Source organism: Methylopila capsulata (assembly GCF_016907975.1).
Taxonomy (GTDB): domain Bacteria; phylum Pseudomonadota; class Alphaproteobacteria; order Rhizobiales; family Methylopilaceae; genus Methylopila; species Methylopila capsulata.
The window spans coordinates 260,863-280,424 of the sequence record NZ_JAFBCY010000005.1; the positions used below are offsets into that span (position 1 = coordinate 260,863).

At 70.7% G+C, this 19,562-nt stretch carries 21 protein-coding genes and 1 riboswitch; of the genes, 9 read left to right on the forward strand and 12 right to left on the reverse strand.

The features are described 5' to 3' along the window. Positions 1–7: 7 nt before the first annotated feature. A riboswitch (cobalamin riboswitch) is annotated at positions 8–191 on the reverse strand. A gap of 105 nt (positions 192–296) precedes the next feature. The 7 genes from JOD31_RS19180 to JOD31_RS19210 form a co-directional block, all read right to left on the reverse strand. Continuing rightward, complete coding sequence (locus JOD31_RS19180) at positions 297–1,019, reverse strand: heme-binding protein (protein WP_204952033.1); 723 nt, start codon at positions 1,017–1,019, stop codon at positions 297–299. Between the two features lie 396 nt (positions 1,020–1,415). After that, positions 1,416–2,393, reverse strand: a complete 978-nt coding sequence (denD, locus tag JOD31_RS19185) for a D-erythronate dehydrogenase (protein ID WP_204952034.1) — start codon at positions 2,391–2,393, stop codon at positions 1,416–1,418. 30 nt (positions 2,394–2,423) lie between these two features. Further along, positions 2,424–3,170 carry an SDR family oxidoreductase gene (locus JOD31_RS19190; protein ID WP_204952035.1) on the reverse strand — a complete coding sequence of 249 codons (747 nt, stop codon included), beginning with the start codon at positions 3,168–3,170 and terminating at the stop codon, positions 2,424–2,426. A 13-nt stretch (positions 3,171–3,183) separates the two neighbouring features. Further along, on the reverse strand, positions 3,184–3,885 hold the full coding sequence (locus JOD31_RS19195; RefSeq protein WP_204952036.1) for a GNAT family N-acetyltransferase: 702 nt from the start codon (positions 3,883–3,885) through the stop codon (positions 3,184–3,186). A 50-nt stretch (positions 3,886–3,935) separates the two neighbouring features. Continuing rightward, complete coding sequence (locus JOD31_RS19200; RefSeq protein WP_246482606.1) at positions 3,936–5,810, reverse strand: IlvD/Edd family dehydratase; 1,875 nt, start codon at positions 5,808–5,810, stop codon at positions 3,936–3,938. A 247-nt stretch (positions 5,811–6,057) separates the two neighbouring features. Beyond that, positions 6,058–6,405, reverse strand: coding sequence for a hypothetical protein (locus JOD31_RS19205; RefSeq protein ID WP_204952037.1), 348 nt, complete (start codon positions 6,403–6,405; stop codon positions 6,058–6,060). Positions 6,406–6,461: 56 nt separating this feature from the next. Then, a complete protein-coding gene (locus JOD31_RS19210) occupies positions 6,462–7,034 on the reverse strand; it encodes a type 1 glutamine amidotransferase domain-containing protein (protein WP_204952038.1) in 573 nt (190 codons plus the stop codon). A 140-nt stretch (positions 7,035–7,174) separates the two neighbouring features. Between JOD31_RS19210 and JOD31_RS19215 the strand changes: the two genes are divergently transcribed. Further along, positions 7,175–8,362, forward strand: coding sequence for a pyridoxal phosphate-dependent aminotransferase (locus JOD31_RS19215; protein ID WP_204952069.1), 1,188 nt, complete (start codon positions 7,175–7,177; stop codon positions 8,360–8,362). 122 nt (positions 8,363–8,484) lie between these two features. Beyond that, complete coding sequence (locus JOD31_RS19220) at positions 8,485–9,057, forward strand: hypothetical protein (RefSeq protein WP_204952039.1); 573 nt, start codon at positions 8,485–8,487, stop codon at positions 9,055–9,057. A 74-nt stretch (positions 9,058–9,131) separates the two neighbouring features. On the opposite strand, the gene JOD31_RS19225 is transcribed toward JOD31_RS19220, so the two are convergent. The 3 genes from JOD31_RS19225 to eda all read right to left on the reverse strand — a co-directional run bounded on the left by JOD31_RS19225 (position 9,132) and on the right by eda (position 11,374). Continuing rightward, positions 9,132–9,428: a DUF2934 domain-containing protein gene (locus JOD31_RS19225; protein WP_204952040.1), complete on the reverse strand. Its 297-nt coding sequence runs from the start codon at positions 9,426–9,428 to the stop codon at positions 9,132–9,134. A gap of 362 nt (positions 9,429–9,790) precedes the next feature. Beyond that, the gene (locus JOD31_RS19230; RefSeq protein WP_204952041.1) at positions 9,791–10,639 is read right to left on the reverse strand and encodes a DUF533 domain-containing protein; all 849 of its coding nucleotides are present in this window, start codon (positions 10,637–10,639) and stop codon (positions 9,791–9,793) included. Between the two features lie 84 nt (positions 10,640–10,723). Further along, entirely contained in the window at positions 10,724–11,374 is a 651-nt protein-coding gene (eda, locus tag JOD31_RS19235; protein WP_204952042.1) for a bifunctional 4-hydroxy-2-oxoglutarate aldolase/2-dehydro-3-deoxy-phosphogluconate aldolase, read from the reverse strand. 159 nt (positions 11,375–11,533) lie between these two features. On the opposite strand from eda, the gene JOD31_RS19240 reads away from it, so the two are divergent. The 3 genes from JOD31_RS19240 to JOD31_RS19690 are packed head-to-tail and all read left to right on the forward strand — an operon-like array spanning position 11,534 to position 13,438. After that, complete coding sequence (locus JOD31_RS19240; protein WP_246482607.1) at positions 11,534–12,400, forward strand: LysR substrate-binding domain-containing protein; 867 nt, start codon at positions 11,534–11,536, stop codon at positions 12,398–12,400. A 7-nt stretch (positions 12,401–12,407) separates the two neighbouring features. Beyond that, on the forward strand, positions 12,408–13,307 hold the full coding sequence (locus JOD31_RS19245) for an ROK family protein (RefSeq protein WP_204952044.1): 900 nt from the start codon (positions 12,408–12,410) through the stop codon (positions 13,305–13,307). Next, on the forward strand, positions 13,304–13,438 hold the full coding sequence (locus tag JOD31_RS19690; RefSeq protein WP_271206202.1) for a hypothetical protein: 135 nt from the start codon (positions 13,304–13,306) through the stop codon (positions 13,436–13,438). Before JOD31_RS19245 ends, JOD31_RS19690 begins: the two co-directional genes overlap by 4 nt. Position 13,439: 1 nt before the next feature. Here JOD31_RS19690 and JOD31_RS19250 read toward each other — a convergent pair whose 3' ends face one another. Beyond that, the gene (locus JOD31_RS19250) at positions 13,440–13,583 is read right to left on the reverse strand and encodes a hypothetical protein (RefSeq protein ID WP_020187066.1); all 144 of its coding nucleotides are present in this window, start codon (positions 13,581–13,583) and stop codon (positions 13,440–13,442) included. Positions 13,584–13,694: 111 nt separating this feature from the next. On the opposite strand from JOD31_RS19250, the gene JOD31_RS19255 reads away from it, so the two are divergent. The 4 genes from JOD31_RS19255 (at position 13,695) to JOD31_RS19270 (ending at position 16,999) form a co-directional block, all read left to right on the forward strand. Then, a complete protein-coding gene (locus tag JOD31_RS19255; protein WP_204952045.1) occupies positions 13,695–14,582 on the forward strand; it encodes a glucosamine kinase nucleotide-binding domain-containing protein in 888 nt (295 codons plus the stop codon). Next, a complete protein-coding gene (gene nagA, locus JOD31_RS19260) occupies positions 14,579–15,721 on the forward strand; it encodes an N-acetylglucosamine-6-phosphate deacetylase (RefSeq protein WP_204952046.1) in 1,143 nt (380 codons plus the stop codon). The genes JOD31_RS19255 and nagA overlap by 4 nt, the downstream gene beginning before the upstream one ends. Positions 15,722–15,801: 80 nt before the next feature. Next, positions 15,802–16,083, forward strand: coding sequence for a hypothetical protein (locus JOD31_RS19265; protein ID WP_204952047.1), 282 nt, complete (start codon positions 15,802–15,804; stop codon positions 16,081–16,083). Positions 16,084–16,120: 37 nt separating this feature from the next. Next, positions 16,121–16,999, forward strand: coding sequence for an aldose 1-epimerase family protein (locus tag JOD31_RS19270; RefSeq protein ID WP_204952048.1), 879 nt, complete (start codon positions 16,121–16,123; stop codon positions 16,997–16,999). Between the two features lie 43 nt (positions 17,000–17,042). Here the strand turns inward: JOD31_RS19270 and JOD31_RS19275 are convergent, their stop codons facing one another. Then, positions 17,043–18,620: a BCCT family transporter gene (locus JOD31_RS19275; protein WP_204952049.1), complete on the reverse strand. Its 1,578-nt coding sequence runs from the start codon at positions 18,618–18,620 to the stop codon at positions 17,043–17,045. Between the last annotated feature and the right edge of the window lie 942 nt (positions 18,621–19,562).

A 19,562-nucleotide genomic window follows, 5' to 3' on the forward strand; every position in this document is an offset into this window, starting at 1 on the left:
CGCGCGGTCATGGCTCTGGCGTCCGGCCGGTCTTCTGGCTCGGGATCGTCCCGGGCGCGGCGCCTTCCCGGCCTCGTCGGCCAGTGGCGTCATGCCGTCCCGGTCCCCCTCACAGCGTCGGGCACGCCGCGGGTTCGCACCGCGTTTCCGATTCTCCCGCTCGCGCGGGCACCGAACGAGGCGGATGCTAGCGGCGCAGGCCGCGACGGCCAAGCCGCCGATGGTCGCGGATGTGTCCCAGCCGGCGCCGCGCGACGAGACGGGCCTCGTCGCGCGGTCCAGGTCTACGGTCGATTTCAGGAGGCGGGCACGTTCACGCCTGCGGAGAACTTGTCGTTCGGACAGTGCGGGTGGCCGCTGAGGTCGTTGAACGTCAGCCGGTCGTTGCCCTCGGACGGCGCGGCCGAAAGCCTGTTCCGGGCCCGGAACGCCGTCGAATGGTCCGCGCAGGCGGTGTCGCCCGACAGTCCCAGGCCTCCAACGGCCTTGGTTCCGCTGTAGAGGCCGAGGCCGCCGCCGAAGGTGATCGTGCCGCCGACGCGTTTGCCGATCAACGGATCCTCTGGGGTGCCGAACTTGGAATAGTCGCCGTCGAACACCGCGGAACCGTCGAGCGGATTGCCCGCCGCGAGACCGAAGAGGGGATTGCCGCCGCTTGGGCTGCCCTGAACCCAAGGGTAGAGCATCGCCGTCGAGATCGGCGCCCCATCAAGGCTGAGGCCGTTCGCCGTAAACGCCTTGGCGGCTGCGATCTGCCGGCTGAGCAGCCACTGGGATCCAACGGTCGATCCCGAATAGGCCACCGCGCAGACCGCTCCGCTCCGGTTCACGACAACTGCCCAGAAATGATTGTTCAAGCCCGTCGAGTCCGCGTCGTCCGCGCGCATAAGCGCCGACTTCAGCGCCGCATGAGTGGTCGGGCAGTCTTCGGCGCGCGCCGCGTCCGCACCTGCGATGGCCGCAAAGCCAGCCACAGCTATCGCGCACGCGAACGCGCGCCTCGTCTTCTGAAGGTTCATGGCGTTTCCCCGGTATGAAGAGTCGTTGGTTGAAAGACACTAAGTCGAGCCGACGCGTCGATCAGAAGCACGTCGACGTACAGAGCCGGCCATGACGACCCACGGCGACTCCGCATCTCAGCAATTCACGCAACAATTCGGGGGATATTGATCAGCCAGATGGATATCCAAACAAAGGCCATTGGAGAAAGGGAAGCTCCGTGGGCTGTCTTTGTCAATCGAAATTGGTAGCCGCCATCGGCCCGCTCTTTCGGAATAGTCAGGATTACTTAGCGTTTAGGTCCGGCGTGACGCCGACGGCGCGCTGTCGATCGGCGCGGCGGATCCGACGGTCGCCGCTGGAGGGGGCACGGCCTCGCTGTCGCGGAACCGGCCCGCGCCCCCGAGCGGAGCGGTTTACGCCACGAAGGATCCGCCGAGCTCGTCCTCGATGTGGGCGCGGACGATCGCCTCGAAGCTGGCGTCGGCCTTGAAGCCGAGTTCGGCGGCGCGCTTCGCCTCGAAGGCCTCCGGCCAGCCGGAGACGATCTTCAGCACGGTCGCGTCGGGCTCGCGCCTGATGCGCGAGGCGACCGCGTCGCCAGCGACCGCCTTCAGGCCCTCGATCATCTGGCCGACCGTCACTTCCACGCCTGGCAGCGTGATGTTGCGGCGCGGACCGACCGCGGCGCCGTCGATCTCGGCGGCGTGGATCAGGAACTGCACTGCGGCGCGCGGGCTCGCCAGCCAGTGCCGCACGTCGTCCCCGACGGGGAGGATCGCCTCGATGCCCGACAGCGGCTCGCGGATGATGCCGGAGAAGAAGCCCGACGCCGCCTTGTTGGGCGCGCCCGGCCGCACGACGATGGTGGGGAAGCGCAGGCCGACGCCGTCCACGAAGCCCTTGCGGGTGTAGTCGGCGAGCATGAGCTCGCAGCAGGCCTTCTGCGCGCCGTAGGAGGTCAGCGGCGTCAGATGGAAATCGTCCGGAATGTACTCGGGGAACGGCGCGCCGAAGACGGCGATCGACGAGGTGAAGACCAGACGGGGGACGTAATTGGCGTGGCGGATGGCCTCCAGCAGATAGCGGGTGCCGTCCATGTTGATGCGCCAGCCCTTGTCGAAGTCGGCTTCGGCCTCGCCGGAGACGATCGCCGCGAGATGGAAGATCACGTCGGGCTTGTCGGCCACCAGCAGCGACGCGGTCGCCGGCTCGGAAAGATCGGCCGCCGAGACGTTGACCGGGAACGCCGCGCCGTCGGGGGCCTTGGGCGCGACCACGTCGACGAGGTCGAGGCGCTCGATCGTCCGGCCGGCGAGAGCGCCGTTGGCGACGAGCTTTTCGGTGAGCTTGCGGCCGACCATGCCGGCCGCGCCGATGACGAGGATATGCATCGTGTCTGTCCTGACTCTTTCGCGGGCCGCCTAGATGGCGAAGCCGCCGTCGACGAAGTGAAGGTGGCCGGTGACGAAGCTCGACTCGTCGCTGGCGAGATAGACCGCGAGTGCGGCGACTTCGCGGGGCTCGCCGAGGCGGCCCATGGGCTGCCGGTCGACGAAGGCCTGCTTGACCTCGGCAAGCGGCGCCCCCGACGCCGCCGCCTGCTCGGTCATGCGCTGCTCGAGCGAGGGCGACTGGACGGTGCCGGGGCAAATGGCGTTGGCGCGGACGCCGGAGCGCACGAAGTCCGCGGCGACGCCCTTTGTGAGGCCGACCACCGCCGCCTTGCTGGCGTTGTAGACGTAGCGGTTGGGCACCGCCTTCGCGACGCCTGCCACCGACGCGACGTTCACGATCGAGCCCCGGCCGCGCGCCAGCATGCCGGGCAGCACGGCGCGGATGGTCCGGTGCATGGAGCGCACGTTGACGTCGAAGGCGAGATCCCAGTCGGCGTCCGTGCAGTCGAGGATCGAGCCGGCGTGGACGACGCCCGCGGCGTTGGCGAGCACGTCGAACGGCCCGTGCGAAGCCACCAGCGCCTCGACCGCCGCGCCGTCGCGCACGTCGAGCGCGGACGTCACGGCGCCTGCGAGATCGGCGAGCTTGGCGGCGTCGAGATCGGTCGCGACCACCTCCGCGCCCTCGGCCAGGAACGCCTCGGTGATGGCGCGTCCGATGCCCTGCCCCGCCGCCGTCACCAGCGCGCGCTTGCCCTTCAGCCTGTCAGCCACCGTCGCCTCCTTCTCAAAGCTCCGCGCGGACGTCTTCAAGCCGACGCTTCTGCCGGCCGTCCGCGTCGAAATTGGCCGGCTCCAGCCAGCGTTCGAAAGCCGCCTTCGCGCGCGGCCACTCGTCGTCCGTGATCGCGAACCAGGCGGTGTCGCGACTCCGGCTCTTGACGATCATGTGCTTGAGAAAAACGCCCTCGAAGCGGAAGCCGAACCGGAGCGCCGCCGCGCGGGAGGGCGCGTTCAGGGCGTCGCACTTCCACTCGTAGCGCCGGTAGCCGAGGTCGTCGAAGGCGTGGCGCGCCATCAGGTACATGGCTTCCGTGGCCGCAGGCGTGCGCTGCAGAAACGGCGAGAACAGGATCGATCCCACCTCGATCACGCGGTGGGTCGGCTCGATGCGCATGTAGGAGGCGCGGCCGATCGCCCTGCCCGTCGCGGCGTCCCGGATCGCGAGAAACACCGGGTCGACGAGGCCCGCGGTCTTGGCGAGCTCCGCCGCGAGCGCGTTTTCCGAGGCGAAGGGTCCATTGAACAGATAGGTCCAGAGCCGCGCGTTCTCGGGGCCCGAGACCACCGGGAACAGGTCGGCCGCGTCCGCGCTCGGGTTCGGCGGGGTGAGGCGAACGAACCGGCCTTCGAGCGTGGTCGCCGTGGGGCGCAGCGCCGGCTCCGCATAGGAAACGGCGGGACCGACGGGCTGTTCGGCTTGCGGCATGACGGGCGACCTTCGCGCGAAGAGGGGTGCTGTCCGCGCCCCCACACGCTTCAGTGGTTGTCGCGCGGCACGCCCATGGACTGGGCGACGCGTTGGTACTTCACCGCCGGCTTCAGCACCATGCCGTTGTCGAACTGGTCGACCATGCTGCGCTGGATCTCCTGCCAGGGCGTCTGGTGCTGCGGAATCGGGAAGCCGCCCTTGGCCGCAAGCTCGGCGCGACGACGGTTCAGCTCCTCGACGGGCAGGAGGATGTTGGCCTCGCCTTTCCCGAGGTCGATCCGCACCCGGTCGCCGGTCTGCAGGATCGACAGCCCGCCGCCGGCCGCCGCTTCCGGCGAGGCGTTCAGGATCGAGGGAGACCCGGAGGTGCCGGATTGGCGGCCGTCGCCGATGCAGGGCAGCGCGTGGACGCCCCGTTTGATGAGCTCGGCCGGCGGTTGCATGTTCACCACCTCGGCCCCGCCGGGGTAGCCGATCGGCCCGGTGCCGCGGATGAACAGCATGCAGTTCTCATCGATCCCGAGCGACGGGTCCTCGATGCGGTGGTGGTAGTCCTCCGGTCCCTCGAACACGATCGCCCGGCCTTCGAAGGCGTTCGGGTTCTTAGGGTCGGAGAGGTAGCGCAGCCGGAACTCCTCGGAGATCACCGAGGTCTTCATGATGGCGTTGTCGAACAGGTTGCCGCGCAGCACCAGGAAGCCGGCCTCGGCCTTCAGCGGCGCGTCGAACGGCATGATCACGTCGGCGTCGAGCGTCAGCTTGCCGCGGCAGTTGTCGCCGATCGACCGGCCGTTGACCGTGATCGCGTTCTCGTGGATCAGGCCCTTCTCCATCAGCGCCGCGACCACCGCGGGCACGCCGCCGGCGCGGTGGAACTCCTCGCCTAGATACTTGCCGGCCGGCTGGCAGTTCACCAGCAGCGGCACCTTGTGGCCGTAGGTCTCCCAGTCCTGCACGTCGAGCTCCACGCCGATGTGGCGGGCGATGGCGTTGACGTGGATCGGAGCGTTGGTGGAGCCGCCGATCGCGGAGTTGACCACGATCGTGTTCTCGAACGCCTCGCGGGTCAGGATGTCGGAGGGCTTCAGGTCCTCCCACACCATGTCGACGATGCGCTTGCCGGTCTCGTAGGCGATCTGGCCGCGCTCGCGGTAGGGCGCGGGGATGGCGGCGCAGCCGGGCAGCGTCATGCCGAGCGACTCGGCCAGCGCGTTCATGGTCGAGGCCGTGCCCATGGTGTTGCAGTGGCCGACCGAGGGCGCCGACGAGGCGACCAGCTCGATGAAGCCGTCGTAGTCGAGTTTGCCCTCGGCCATCAGCTGGCGGGCGTGCCAGACGATGGTGCCGGAGCCGGTCCGCTCGCCGTTGAACCAGCCGTTGAGCATGGGTCCGCCCGACAGCACGATCGCCGGGATGTTCACCGTCGCCGCCGCCATGATGCAGGCCGGCGTGGTCTTGTCGCAGCCGGTCGTCAGGACCACGCCGTCAAGGAAATAGCCGTAGAGCGTCTCGACCAGACCGAGGTAGGCGAGGTTGCGGTCGAGGGCTGCGGTCGGGCGCTTTCCCGTCTCCTGGATCGGATGCACCGGGAACTCGAAGGCGACGCCGCCGGCGGCGTTGATGCCCTCGCGGGTGCGCTTGGCGAGTTCGATGTGGTGGCGGTTGCAGGGGCTCAGATCCGAGCCGGTCTGGGCGATGCCGATGATCGGCTTGCCGGACTGCAGCTCCTCGCGGGTCAGGCCGAAATTGAGGTAGCGCTCGAGGTAAAGCGCTGTCATCCCGGGGTTTGCGGGGTTATCGAACCACAGCTGCGAGCGGAGCTTCCGCTTCTGGCCGGGCTTCAGCAGATGGACGTCATCGCCGCTTTCGGCATGGCCGTCGATGTTGCCGTGTCCGTTTCCGCCCTTGCCGTTGCTGGACATCTCGCGCTCCCTCACACCACGCGCGCGACGTCTTCCGCGCCGCATCGCGTTTCGAATGGCTTCAAAGTGGGCGGAGAATGCTCCGGCGACTGCGGCGGATCAAGGGCAATCGAACAAAAGTTCGGTTTCTGAAAACAAGTCTCAGCCCGCCCGGGTCCTAACGAAAACGCCCGCTCCCTCGCGGGAACGGGCGTTAACATGAGGCGACACGCGGGTTAACGCGCGCGGCTTATTGGGTAACCTGAGGTCAACCGCGGGTGTTCGTCGGCCCGAGCGGCTTGCCGTCCTTCGAGCGGGTCTGGTCGCTCGGCGCGCCCCTGTCCTGACGAGTCTCGTCGGCCGCTTTCTGGTCCTGAAGATAGGTGCGGCCGTTGGTCGACTGCGTGCCGGTGGTGCTGCCGCCCGGTGCGGCTTCCGCGGCGCCGGTCGGCGCGCCGGGATCCATACGGGTCTGGTCGGCCTGAGACTGGTCGTTGAGATACGTCTGGCCGCTGGTCGACTCGGCGCTGTTGGGGCTCTGCGCCATGGCGGCGGGAGCGACGGCGAACGAGGCGGCGATGAGGCCAGCGAACAGGCCGTGAGCAATCTTGGTCATGTTAAGTCTCCTTGCGAGAGTTGGTGGTCGCGCTGGTCGGTCGTTGTCTCTGGCGATCAGGCCGCGGAGCGGCGCTGACCGTCGTGCCGACCTTCGGCGAATTCTTCGATGATCTTGGCGTTGAACGCCGGAATGTCGTTCGGGTTGCGCGATGTCACGAGACCTTGATCGGTCACGACTTCTTCGTCCGAGACGATCGCGCCGGCGTTCTTGAGATCCTGCTGGATCGACTTGAAGCCGGTCATCTTGCGGCCCTTCACCAGGCCCGCGCTGATCAGCACCTGCGGGCCGTGGCAGATCGAGGCCACTGGCTTGCCGGCTTCGAAGAAGCTGCGGGTGAAGCTCAGGGCCCTGTCGTCGACGCGAAGCGCGTCGGGGTTGAACAGGCCGCCGGGGATCAGCAGACCGTCGAACGACCCTGCGTCCGCGGAGGCGAGCTCCTGGTCGACCTTGACCTTCTGGCCCGGCTTGTCGTGCACGAAACCCTGGATTTCGCCGGACTTCGGGCTGACGACCGTGACCACGGCGCCGGCCTCCTTGAGGGCCTTCACCGGCTCGGTCAGCTCGACCTGCTCGAAGCCGTCGGTGGCGAGCACGGCGATGCGACGCCCGTCGAGGCGATTGGCCATGATGAATCTCCTTGAATTGTCGTCGTAAGGACGCTTTGAAGCGCGTCCGCGGCGCGTCACGCGCTTGTTGCAAATACAACCCAGAGCGGCGAACGATCGTTCCGCCTCTCGCCATGCAAGCGAGCATTTCAGTGATGCGTATGAACGCCCTCACCACCGTCGCGGCCTTCGACCGCATCGGCGAGGAAAACGCCTTCGCCGTGCTCGCCCGCGCCACCGCCCTCGCGGCCCAGGGACGCGACATCGTCAATCTCGGAATCGGCCAGCCGGACTTCCCGACGCCGCCGCATGTGGTGGAGGCCGCGGTCAAGGCGCTGCGCGACGGCCACCACGGCTACACGCCGTCGGTCGGCATCCTGCCGCTGCGCGAAGCCGTCGCCCGCGACCTCGACCGGCGCTTCGGCGTCGCCGTCGATCCGGACCTCGTGATGATCGTGCCGGGCGGCAAGGTGACGATGTACGCCGCCATCCGCCTGTTCGGAGAGCCGGGCGCGGAGATCCTCTACCCGGACCCCGGCTTCCCGATCTACCGCTCCATGATCGAGCACACCGGCGCGACGCCGATCCCGGTTCCGGCGCGCGAGGAGAACGGCTTCGCCTTCTCAGCCGACGAGCTGCTGGCGCTGATCACGCCGCAGACCCGGCTGATCATCATCAACTCGCCGGCGAACCCGACCGGCGGCGTGACGCCGGCCGCGGAGATCGACAAGCTGGTGACGGGCCTCGAGGCCCATCCGCACGTGGCGCTGATGTCGGACGAGATCTACGACCAGCTGATCTTCGACGGGCTCGAGCACCGCACCCTGCTCGCCTACCCCTCGATCCGCGACCGGCTGATCGTGCTGAACGGCTGGTCCAAGACCTACGCCATGACCGGCTGGCGCCTCGGCTGGTCGATCTGGCCGAAGGCGCTCTACGACGACGTTCGCAAGCTCGCGGTCAACGCCTGGTCCTGCGTCAACGCCTCCACCCAGTACGCCGGGATCGCGGCGCTCGACGGCCCGCAGGACGCCGTCGACCACATGCGCGCCGAGTTCGACAAGCGCCGCGCGCTGGTGACCGAGGGCCTGAACGCGCTGCCGGGCGTCAGCGCCATCACGCCCAAGGGCGCGTTCTACGCGTTTCCGAACGTCAGTCGCACCGGCTGGAAGGCCAAGCCGCTCGCCTCGGCGTTACTGGAAGACGCCGGCGTCGCCGTCATCGGCGGACCGGACTTCGGCGTGCACGGCGAGGGCTACATCCGCCTCTCCTACGCCAACTCAGCCGCGAACATTTCCCGCGCGCTGGAGCGGATGCACGCTTTCCTCAGCGAGCGGAAGCCGGGCTGAAGCTGGCGCGGGCTAGCCTGATCGACCGCTTGGAACGCGCTCCGCCGAACGGCGAAGCCTTTATTGGATCTAGTGTGGTACGGTCCAATCTTCCAGGGGCGCCCCATCGGAGGATCGGATCGATGAAAGCGGTTGTCGCAGCAGTCATGTTCGCAGCGGGGTTGGCTTGCGCGCCAGCTCAGGCGCAGGTCGCGTTCATCAAGCAGGACTCGCCCTGCGGGACCCAGGCCGACGGCTACACCTGCATCACGCTTTCGCCCGGCGACTTCGAGCCCAAAAACCTCCCGGCCTACCGCGTGCGGTTTCCGGGCGCGGGGAAGGCCCTTGTGTCCTGGCAGGGGACCGTGACCTGCTACGCCAACCCGCGCGTGCTGTTCGGCGGCGGGGTCTCGCGCGCGATCTACGAGTACTACGTCAACCTGGCGCTCAAGAACGACGCCACGGCCTTTGTGCCGAACGCAGCTGGAACGGCCTCGGTAGGCGAGAAATCGGATCTGATCAGCAACAATCCGAGCGTGCCGCCCCCGACCAATCCGCACACCGCGCGGACGCCGGTCACGCTGTCGAAGCTGTTCAACGTCCCGGCGGCCGGCGTGCAGAGCTTCCACGTGCTGGTGCTGCCTGATCTGCGGACATTCGGCGGCAGTTCCTGTTACATCAGCGGCGGAACGACGATCGTTCAGTACGTCCCCTGACCGGCGCCGCTCCGCGGGCTGGAACGCCCAGCCCGCCGGGTCTTAAGGTTCAGGTATCGAGATCTGAACCGGGGTTATTCCCCGCGGCGCGGCGCGTGCGTGCCGCCGCCCTGGTCGGTCTGAAGCCCCGGGAACTCACCGAGATTGTCCTGCAACGAGGCCTCCTCGACCGGGCTCCCGCGTTCGGCCGGGGTCACGACGCCGTCCGCAAGCGGGTTCGGCTCGAGACCGGCGCCGGGGCTCGACTCCATGCCGGCCAATTCCTTGGCGCGCTCCAGATACTCGTCCTCGCGGCCCTCGGGCGAGCCGGCGTCGATCCAGAGCTTGCGGGCGCGCTCGCGGAGCTTCGGCGTAACGGGGGTCTCGGACATGGTCGTTCCTCGCAAGGGCTGATGAGTGTGGGAGGCAACTCTGCGCGCCGACGCTTGGTTCCGCATTGATCGAGCGCAGCGCCGCAACGAAAAAGGGCCCGAAGCGACGCTCCGGGCCCAATTCTCGACCGCAAGGCGACCGATCAGTAGCGGTAATCCGGGCGCCGCCGCGCGCCGCGCTGCGCGATCTTCTTGGTGATCCAACCCACGAACAGCGCCTTGAGAATGTTCTTCAGCATCCGTGCCTCCGTATAACTCTTGAAGGCAGAACAAACGGCGCGGCCTCTTGGTTCCCTTAGGCCGGCTCGTCTGCCGATAGACCGTTCAAGAGAACGTTATCGTCATCCGGCGGCGCGGTTAAGTCAGCCGGTCGTGACGCCGCTCGCCTTGGCCTGGGCCGCGGTCGCCTCGAGATGGGCGACGTGCGCCTCGTCGAGCTTCAGCTTGGCGGCCAGCGCCTGCAGGAAGTACTGCTCCGCCGGCGTGTCGGGATCGATCGTCAGGCGCGCCGCAAGCCAGATCTCGGAGCCCAGCTCCGGCCCGTTGGCCTCCGCGGCGATGGCGTCGAGATCGTCGGCCTGGCCGAGGTGCTCCAGCAGGAACTCCTCCTCGTTCGCCTCCGCGCCCGCCGCTTTCAGCGCCTCCTTGATCTTCCCGATCTCCTCGCGGTCGATCCTGCCATCGGCGCGGGCGGCCGCGATCATCGCGCGGATCAGCAGCAGCCCGAGCTTCTGCTCGTCGGCCGAGGTGGAGGGACTGAACGGGGTCTCGCTCGGCGGCGGCAGCACCTCGATGGGCGCCGACTGCGGCTGGGTCTGGTGGCCCGGCGCCTGGGGATAGGGGTAGGGCGCGCCCGGCGCGGGCGCCTGCTTCGCCTGGTAGTTCTGCCACGCCTTGTAGGCGAGGCCGCCGAGGATCGCGAGGCCGCCGAGCTTCATGGCGCTGCCGCCGAGCGCGGGCCCCTTCTTGGAGCCCTTGCCGCCCAGCAGCACCGAGGCCAGCGTGCCGGCGATCGCGCCGCCGGCGATGCCGCCGAGGTTGCCCTTGGCGAGGCCCTCGACCTGCTTCATCAGATCGCCGGAGCCGCCGGCCGAGCCCTTTCCGCCGGGAGCCGCCGGGCCGCCCATGCGCTTGAGGAGGTCGCCCATGCCGCGGTTCGCACCGCCGCCGGAGCCGAGAAACTGGTCGAGAATGGATTTGGCGTCGAGCACGGCAGGTCTCCGATCGGCGTCATGATGCCGTTCGGAGGTAGGGTCGCGAGGCCCCGGCCGCAAGCGGCCGTCCGGACTCGGCCGTCAGCGCGCCTTGAGCTTCGAGGCTTCGCGCGCGAGCGCCGTGATGCCGGCCCAGTCGCCGCGGGCGATCAGATCCGCGGGCGCGACCCAGGAGCCGCCGACGCTGACGACGTTCTTGAGCGCGAGGTAGCTCGGCGCGTTGGCGAGGTCGACGCCGCCGGTCGGCACGAAGTGCAGGTTCGGCAGCGGGGCGAGCAGCGCCTTCAGATAGGCCGGGCCGCCGGCGGGGCCGGCGGGGAAGAACTTGGCGAAGTTCGCGCCGCGCTCGGCGAGCTGCATCGCCTCGGAGGCGGTGGCGACGCCGGGCAGGAACGGCACCGGCGCCTCGCTGCCGGCGGCGATCAGCCGGGAGCTGACGCCCGGGCTGACGAGGAACTCCGCGCCCGCCTGGATCGCGGCCTGGACGTGCTCGGTCTCGAGCACCGTGCCCGCGCCGATGGTCACGCCCTCGACTTCGGAGACGATGGCCTGCAGGGCTTCAAGCGACTTCGGGGTGCGCAGCGTCACCTCGAGAACGGGCAGGCCGCCGTCCCGGAGCGCCTTCGCGGTGGCGACGCCGCTCGCCGCGTCATCGAAGGTGAGCACCGGGATGACCGGGGCCTGGGCCAGGATCGCCGCGAGGCGTTCGGTCTTGGCGAGCGTGAAGGACATGAGCATCTCCTCGCGGGGGCGTAGGTGACTTTCGGCGCATGCTGCATCGCGCCCAAGCGTCGTCACGTCAAGTTTGGCGCCGGGATGCGCCGCTCGCATGACTGTCGATCCGCCGCTATGGTCGCCCTCGGCTCCACGTTCGCCGCACGAGACACGTCCATGACCCGCCACCTCGACCTCGACGCTCTGGCGACGCTGGCGGCGGTCGTGGACATGGGCGGCTTCACCGCCGCCGCGGGGCGGCTCGGCCGCACGCAGTCGGCCGTCAGCGCCAAGATCGCGGCGCTGGAGGCGGAGCTCGGCCATCGGCTGATCGAGCGCGGGCGCAGCGGCGCCGTCGCGACGCCGGCCGGGACGGAGCTGCTCGGCTACGCCCGGCGGCTTCTGCAGATCGAGGACGAGGCGCGGCTGGCGCTGGGCGGCGAAAGCCTCGGCGGCCGGGTGCGGCTCGGCATCCCGGACGACTACGTCGAGCCGTTCGGCGCGCTGCTGCTGCGGCGGTTCATGACGACCCACCCCAAGGTGCAGCTCGACGTGCGCTGCGAGATCAGCCATCGGCTGGAACGCGACCTGGCGCAGGGCGCGATCGACGTCGCGGTCATCACGCGCGATCCCGAGCGGCCGACCGGCGAGCTGCTGCGCTACGAGCCGCTGGTCTGGTGCGCGCCGCCGGACCATCGCCCGGAGCTGGTCGATCCGCTGCCGCTCGCGGTGTTCAGCGAGGGTTGCCGCTTTCGCGGCGTGGTGCTGGGCGCGCTGGAGACCTCCGGCCGCCCGTGGCGCATCGCCTATGCCTCGTCGAGCCTGCAGGGCGTGCTGTCGGCGGTTTCGACCGGCTTCGCGCTCGCCTGCGTCGCCGAAAGCTCCGTGCCCGCGGGCTGGCGGCGGCTGGGCGCGGCGGAAGGCCTGCCGGCCATGCCCGCCGCCGAGATCGGGCTCGTGGTGCGGCCGGACGCGGGCGTCGCCTCCCGCACGCTCGCCAACACCATCCGCGCCACGCTCGCGCGCCTCGACCGGGCGGCCTGACCCGCACATGCTGATCGGAATCGACTGGGGCGGCACCAAGATCGAGGCGATCGCGCTCGACGAAAGCGGCGCGACGCTGCTTCGCGAGCGCGCGCCGACGCCCCGGGACGACTACGGAGCTTGCGTCCGGACCGTCGCCGGGCTCGTGGCCCGCTTCGAGAGCGCCCTCGGCGCGACCGGTTCCGTCGGCGTGGGCATGCCGGGCTCGCTGTCGCCCGCGACCGGGCTGCTGCGCAACGCCAACTCGACCTGGCTGAACGGTCGCCCGCTGAAGCAGGACTTGGAAACCGCGCTCGGCCGCCCGGTGCGGCTGCAGAACGACGCCAACTGCCTCGCGGTGTCGGAGGCGACCGACGGCGCCGCCGCGGGCGCGGCGGTGGCCTTCGCCGTGGTCGTCGGCACCGGCTGCGGCGCAGGCGTCGCGATCGGCGGACGACCCTGGGCCGGCCGCCAGGCGATCGCCGGCGAGTTCGGCCACAACCCCCTGCCCTGGGCGAGCGGGACCGAAGAGGCCCCCGGCCCGCTGTGCTGGTGCGGCCAGCGCGGCTGCGTCGAGACCTTCGTGTCGGGCTCCGGATTCGCCCGCGCCCACGCGCTGACGACCGGCGTCGCCATGAGTGCGGAGGCCGTGGTCGCGGCCGCCCGCGGCGGCGACGCGGACGCGGCCGGATCGCTATCGGTCTACGTCGACCGGCTCGGCCGGGCGCTCGCGACGGTGGTCAACCTGCTCGACCCCGACGTGATCGTGCTCGGCGGCGGCATGTCGAACGTCTCGGAACTCTACGAGGGCCTGCCCGCCGTCATCGCCTCCAGGGTGTTTTCGGACGGCTTCTCCACCCCGATCCGGCCCGCCGCGCACGGCGATTCCTCCGGCGTCCGCGGCGCGGCCTGGCTGTGGAAGCCATGAGCGCCGCGCCCGGTCCCCAGGGAGGACGTCAGGAAGGGCGCTGGGAGCGCCGCCTCTGGATCGCGGCCTATGCGCTGATCGTGGTCGTGCTCGCCGCCGGCGCGGCGCGGCGGATCCTGGCGCTGTGGTGACTCAGCGCGTCAGCAGCGTGGCGATGTCGACGAGGTTGACCACGAGCCACATCCCGACGCCCCATGACGCGAGCATCGCGATGGAGCCGCCGTATTCGGCGAAGCGGCGGCGGCGCTCGAAGCGTGCGATGGTCGGGTCGATCATGGCTCAGAATCCCCCGGAGCGCGCGCCCCCTCAGGCGCCGCCCCATGTGTGTCCGAAACGCGGCGGCGGGCGTCTGGTTCCCTGCCGATTCACCATAGGAGCTGCGGCGGCATGAGCGGGTTTGAGGGCGGGCCCCTGTTCCTCGGCGTCGACGGCGGCGGCACCCGCTGCCGCGCGCGGGTGCGGGACGCCGCCGGCCTCCTCGTCGGCGAAGGCCTCTCCGGGCCCGCGAACGTGCGGCGCGGCGCGCGGGCGGCGATCGACGCCGCGGTCGCGGCGGCGGAAGCGGCGCTCGCCGCGGGCGGGCTCGGACGCGACGCGCTCGGCCGCCTGCACGCGGGCCTCGGCCTCGCGGGCGTGTCGCAGACGCAGGCGCTGGCGGCCGTGCTCGCCGAGCCGCACCCCTTCGCGAGCCGGACCATCGCGACCGATTTCGCGACCGCCTGCCTCGGCGCGCACGGCGGCGGCGACGGCGGGCTCGTCATCGTGGGCACGGGCAGCGCCGCCTACGCCCGCGTCGACGGCCGCGAGCACCGTTTCGGCGGCTGGGGCTTCGAGATCGGCGACGAGGGCGGCGGCGCGCCGCTCGGCCGCGAGGTCCTGCGCCACGCGCTGCGCGCCGCCGACGGACTGGAGCCGCGCGGCCCCCTTGCCGACGCCGTGCTCGCGGCCGTCGGCGGGAGCCAGGACGCGGCGGTCGAGTGGGTGTCGGCGGCGACGCCGGCCGACTTCGGCGCCCTCGCGCCGCTGGCCGTCGCCCACGCCGCGACGGACCCGGCCGCCGCCGCCCTGCTGGACGAGGCGGCGGCTCACGTGGCGAAGCTCATCCTGCGGCTGGCCGCGTGCGGCGCGGAGCGCGTCACGCTCGTGGGCGGGCTTGCGGCCGTCCACGCGCCCCGTCTCCCCGACGCCGCGGCGGCGCTCCTCGTCGCGCCGCTGGGCGACGCCGCGGAGGGCGCGATCGCGCTCGCCCGCGACGCCGCGCGGGCGCCGGCATGACCCGGCGCGCCTTACTGCCCGACCGGCTGTTCGACGGCGAAGGCTTCCACGAGGGCGTCGCCGCGCTGGTGGAGGACGGCCGCATCCTGGGCCTCGCGCGCGTCGACTCCGTGCCGTCGGACGTCGCGGTCGAGACGGTCGAGGGCCTGCTGGCGCCGGGCTTTATCGACGTGCAGGTCAACGGCGGCGGCGGGCTGCTGCTGAACGACGCCCCGACGGCCGAGACCATGGCGACGATCGCGCGCGCGCACCGGCGCTTCGGCACGACCGGCCTGCTGCCGACGCTGATCACCGACGGCCCCGCCGTCATGGCGGCGGCGGTCCGCGCCGCGACCGAGGCGATCGCGGCGGGAACGCCGGGCGTGCTCGGCCTCCATGTGGAGGGGCCGTTCCTCAATCCGCTGCGCAAGGGCGTGCACGACGCCGCCGTGATGCGCGCGCCCGACGACCACGACATCGCCGTGCTCTCGCATGCGACCGGCGGCGTGACCGTGGTGACGCTCGCGCCGGAGCGCGTGCCGACGCTCGCGATCCGGCGGCTCGCGGCCGCCGGCGTACGCGTCGCGGCCGGCCACACCGAGGCGACGGCGGCCGATCTCGCGGAGGCGCACCACGCCGGCCTCAGCGGCTACACCCACCTCTTTAACGCCATGCCGCCGCTGCAGGGACGCGCGCCGGGGCCGGTCGGCGCGGCGCTGTCCGAGCGCGACACCTTCTGCGGGCTGATCGCCGACCTGCACCATGTCGCGCCCGAGGCGCTGAGGACGGCGATCGCCGCCAAGAGCCGCGACCGCGTCATGCTCGTCACCGACGCCATGTCCACGATCGGAACCGAGATGACCGAGTTCCGGCTGCAGGGGCGCCGCATCCTGCGCGCGGGCGGGCGGCTGACCACCGAGGACGGCACGCTGGCCGGCGCCGACCTCGACATGGCGACGGCGGTGCGCAACGCGGTCGACGCGCTCGGGCTGCCTCTGGCCGACGCGCTGATCATGGCGTCGCGCACGCCGGCCATGTGGCTCGGCCTCGGCGACCGCCTGGGCCGGATCGCCCCCGGCTACCGCGCCGATCTCGTCGCGCTCGATGCCGGGCTGCGCGTCCGCGCCACCTGGATCGGCGGCCTGCGCGAGGAGGCGTGACCTTTTCGCCGGCCGCGCTAGGATGGCGGGAACATTCTTCTCGCGCGCCGGCTGGCGCGGCCCACGGGATCCGACCTCAGGTGACGGCCTCTTTCGACGAAGCGCCCGACGACCGGTCCAGCCGCGGACTCCGCGGCATCGGCCGCTATCTCGTGTCGCCGCTGCGACGCCTCGTGCAGAAGGGCGAGGACGCGCAGACCCTGCGCGCCCGCGCCATGTCGGACGCGGAACTCGCCGACGCGCTGACCGTCGAGGTCTACGCCGCGCAGAACGCCGACGACGAAATCTGGGTCGAGGGCGCGGCCGTGCTGCAGGAAGCGGCCCGGCGCCTGCGCGAGCGCGGGCGCGTCGGTCCCGCGTGATCCCTTCGACGCCGATCCCCTCCCAAGGAGCACCTGCTTGAGCGACAGCCACGGCATAGGGTCGTCCCGCGTCTCCGCGACGATCACGGCGAAGGGCGCCGAACTCGTCAGCCTGAAGGACGCCGGCGGCGACGAACTGCTCTGGCAGGCGGGGCCGGAGTGGCCGCGCCACGCGCCCGTGCTGTTCCCGATCGTCGGCAAGCTCGCCGGCGACGCGCTGCGCCACGACGGCGCGGTCTACCGCATGACCCAGCACGGCTTCGCCCGCGACGCGGCCTTCGTCTGGGAGGAACGCAGCGCCAGCCGGGCAACCCTGAGCCTGTCCGACAGCCCCGCCACCCGCGCGATCTATCCCTTCCCCTTCCGCCTGACCTTGGCCTATGCGGCGGAGGACGCCGTCCTGAGCGTGGCCGCGACGGTCGCGAACCCCGGCGACGCGCCCCTGCCCTTCTGCCTCGGGGCGCATCCCGGCTTCCGCTGGCCGCTGGTCGACGGCGTCGCGAAGTCCGACCATGTCATCGTCTTCGACGCCGAAGAAACCGGGCCGCGTCTCCTGATCGAAGGCGGGCTGCTGGGGGCCGAGGGGCCGGCGCCGATCGAGGGCCGGGTGATGCGCCTGAGCGAGGAGCTGTTCGCGGCCGACGCGGTGGTGCTGCCCGCCGCCCGCAGCAGCTCGGCGCGCTACGCCGCGCTCGGGCCCGACGGCGCGGAGCTTCGCGCGCTGACCGTGTCCTGGGACGGCTACGACGATCTCGGCGTCTGGTCCAAGCCGGGCGGCGCGCCGTTCCTCTGCATCGAACCCTGGCGCGGCATGGCGAGCCCCGTCGGCTGGGACGGCGACTTCGTGGACAAGCCCGGCGTGGTGCTGCTCGCGCCCGGCGAAGAGCGCAGCTTCGTGTGGCGGGTGGAGGTTTAGCGGCCGGGCGGAGGCGAAGGGCCCCGCGCCGACGGCGAAGAGTTCACCCCTCCGCCGGCTCCAGCACGGCCGGCCGCTGGGGCTCGCCGCGCGGCGACGGCTCCACGGCGCCGGAAAGGTCGTCGTTCAGGCCGCGCCACAGCGAAAGGCACATCCCGACCATCACCAGGAGAAACGGCGCCGCGGCGAGAATCGACGCGGTCTGCAGCCCCTGCAGCCCTCCCATCACGAGCAGCACGCAGGCCGAAGCGCCGGCCAGCGCGCCCCACAGCACCACGACGCCGGCGCGGGGATGGAGCGCGCCGTGGGACGACAGCATGCCCATGACGACCGACGCGGCGTCGGCGCCGGACACGAAGAAGACCGCGACGAGGAACATGGCGACCATCGAGGTGAGCCATGACCACGGGAACTGCTCGAGCAGGACGAACAGCGACACGGCCTCGCCCTTGGCGTTGACCGCGGCGACCAGCCCGCCCGGGCCGAAGAGCTCCGAATGCAGCGCCGCGCCGCCCATGACCGTGAACCACACGAAGGTCACCGCGCTCGGGATCAGCAGCACGCCGACCACGAACTCCCGGATCGTGCGGCCGCGCGAGATCCGGGCGATGAAGACGCCGACGAACGGCGCCCATGAGACCCACCACGCCCAGTAGAAGATCGTCCAGCTCGACAGCCATTTGCCGTCGCTGAACGCCGCGGTGCGGAACGACATCGCGACGATGTTCCCGATGTACTCGCCGATCGACTCGATGAAGGTGTTGAAGATGAAGACGGTCGGCCCGCACAGCGCCAGAAACGCCAGCAGGAGGACCGCGGCTACCATGTTCATCTTGCTGAGAAACTGAACGCCCCGGCTGACGCCGGAGACCGCGGAGAGGATGAACGCCAGCGTGAGCGTCGCGATGATCGCGAGCGGGATCCAGGTCGCCTCCCCCGTGCCCCACAGGAAGTTCAGCCCGCTGTTGATCTGCTGCGCGCCGAGACCGAGCGAGGTCGCCGTGCCGAACAGCGTCGCGACGATCGCGAGCACGTCGATGGCCTTGCCGGCCGGGCCGTGGATGGCGTCCCCGAGCAGAGGCTGGAACGCGCTCGACACCAGCACCGGCAGCCCGCGCCGATAGCTGAAGTAGGCGAGCGCAAGGCCGACGACGGCATAGATCGCCCACGGGTGCAGCGCCCAGTGAAAGTAGGAGTACTGCATCGCGACCAGGGCGGCGGCCTTGGTTTTCGGCTCCGCCAGGCCGTGCGGCGGAGCGCCGAAATGCGAGATCGGCTCCGCGGCGCCCCAGAACATCAGGCCGATGCCCATGCCCACGCTGAACATCATGCAGACCCACGAGATCGTCGAGAACTCCGGTTCCTCGTCGTCCCGCCCCAGCCTGATGTCGCCGAGCCGGCTAATAGCCAGGAACGCCGAGAACACGAGGAAGAACGCGGTGGAGAGGACGAAACTCCACCCGAACGACCGGATGATCCCCGCGAGCGTCCATTTGGCGGCGGCCGAGAGACTGTCGGGGGCGATGGTTCCCCAGAGAACGAAGCCGCCGCCGATGGCGAGGGCCGGCCAGAACACGGCTGGATCGAGCCCAAGGGGCCTGGTCGCTTCCTGCGTCGTCACGTCCCGTCTCCCTCTGGTTCCGGACCGGCGCTGAAGCGCCGGCGCTTCAGCGCCTTTCCATTCCTCGGCAACGACGGCGCGACGGGCCGCGACCTCGCTTTCGACCTTTGCGGCCTCGGCGAGCCGCGCGGGCGGCCGGCTTCGTCTTGCCTGTGATGGTAGGGAGGGCGAACCGAGCCGCTTACGACGCCGCGACTGGAACTGCTCTGATTGCGACATTCCTGCGGCGGAACGATCAAGCGAACAGGCCCGCGCGGGCCCCGCGGCGATCGTCACCGGACGGGGCCGAAGCCCTGGCCGCTGGCGAGGCGTTGGCGGAGATCACGCCGCCGCCTTGGACCGGACGCCCTTGGACCCGGAGTCGCCGTTTCCCGGCAGAGGAGGATCGCCCCCGGACATCGCGGCTCGCGCGTGATCCGACGGGCCCGGAAGCCTGAGCGCGCGACCTGTCTCAGCTGCTGTGGCGGCGAATGGCGACGGATCCAGAGACCCGCGGGCGGAGCGGTGCGGATGGATAAGAGCCGCCGCCGGGGACCGAAGTTGAGCGCCCCGCGCTCCGCGCGCCGACGAGAAGGGCTACGTGCTGGACGCGGTCGGCCCGATGATATCGGCCCGCTGGCGCGATCGCGATTGCAGGCGCGACGTCCAGCCAACTCCCGATGGCGGCCCCCATTCCCGCGGGCCGATCTCGAAGGCGGGTCCGCACGCGACCGTCTCGCTGATGGTGAAACCGACGGGTCCGCCACCGTCCGCGACGCGGCCACGGCTTCCTTACCCCCTAAGGGCGTCGATCGTCGCGACGCCGTGTTCGACGCGGACCGGTCGACAGCGGCGAAGACCAAACACGGCGCGGGGTCGTGGTTTGTTTTGGTTATTTCTGAGTTTTGAACGACGACAGCCCCGCTTTTTGGGCGGGGCTGTTTGGTTGTTTTGGTTGCGGGG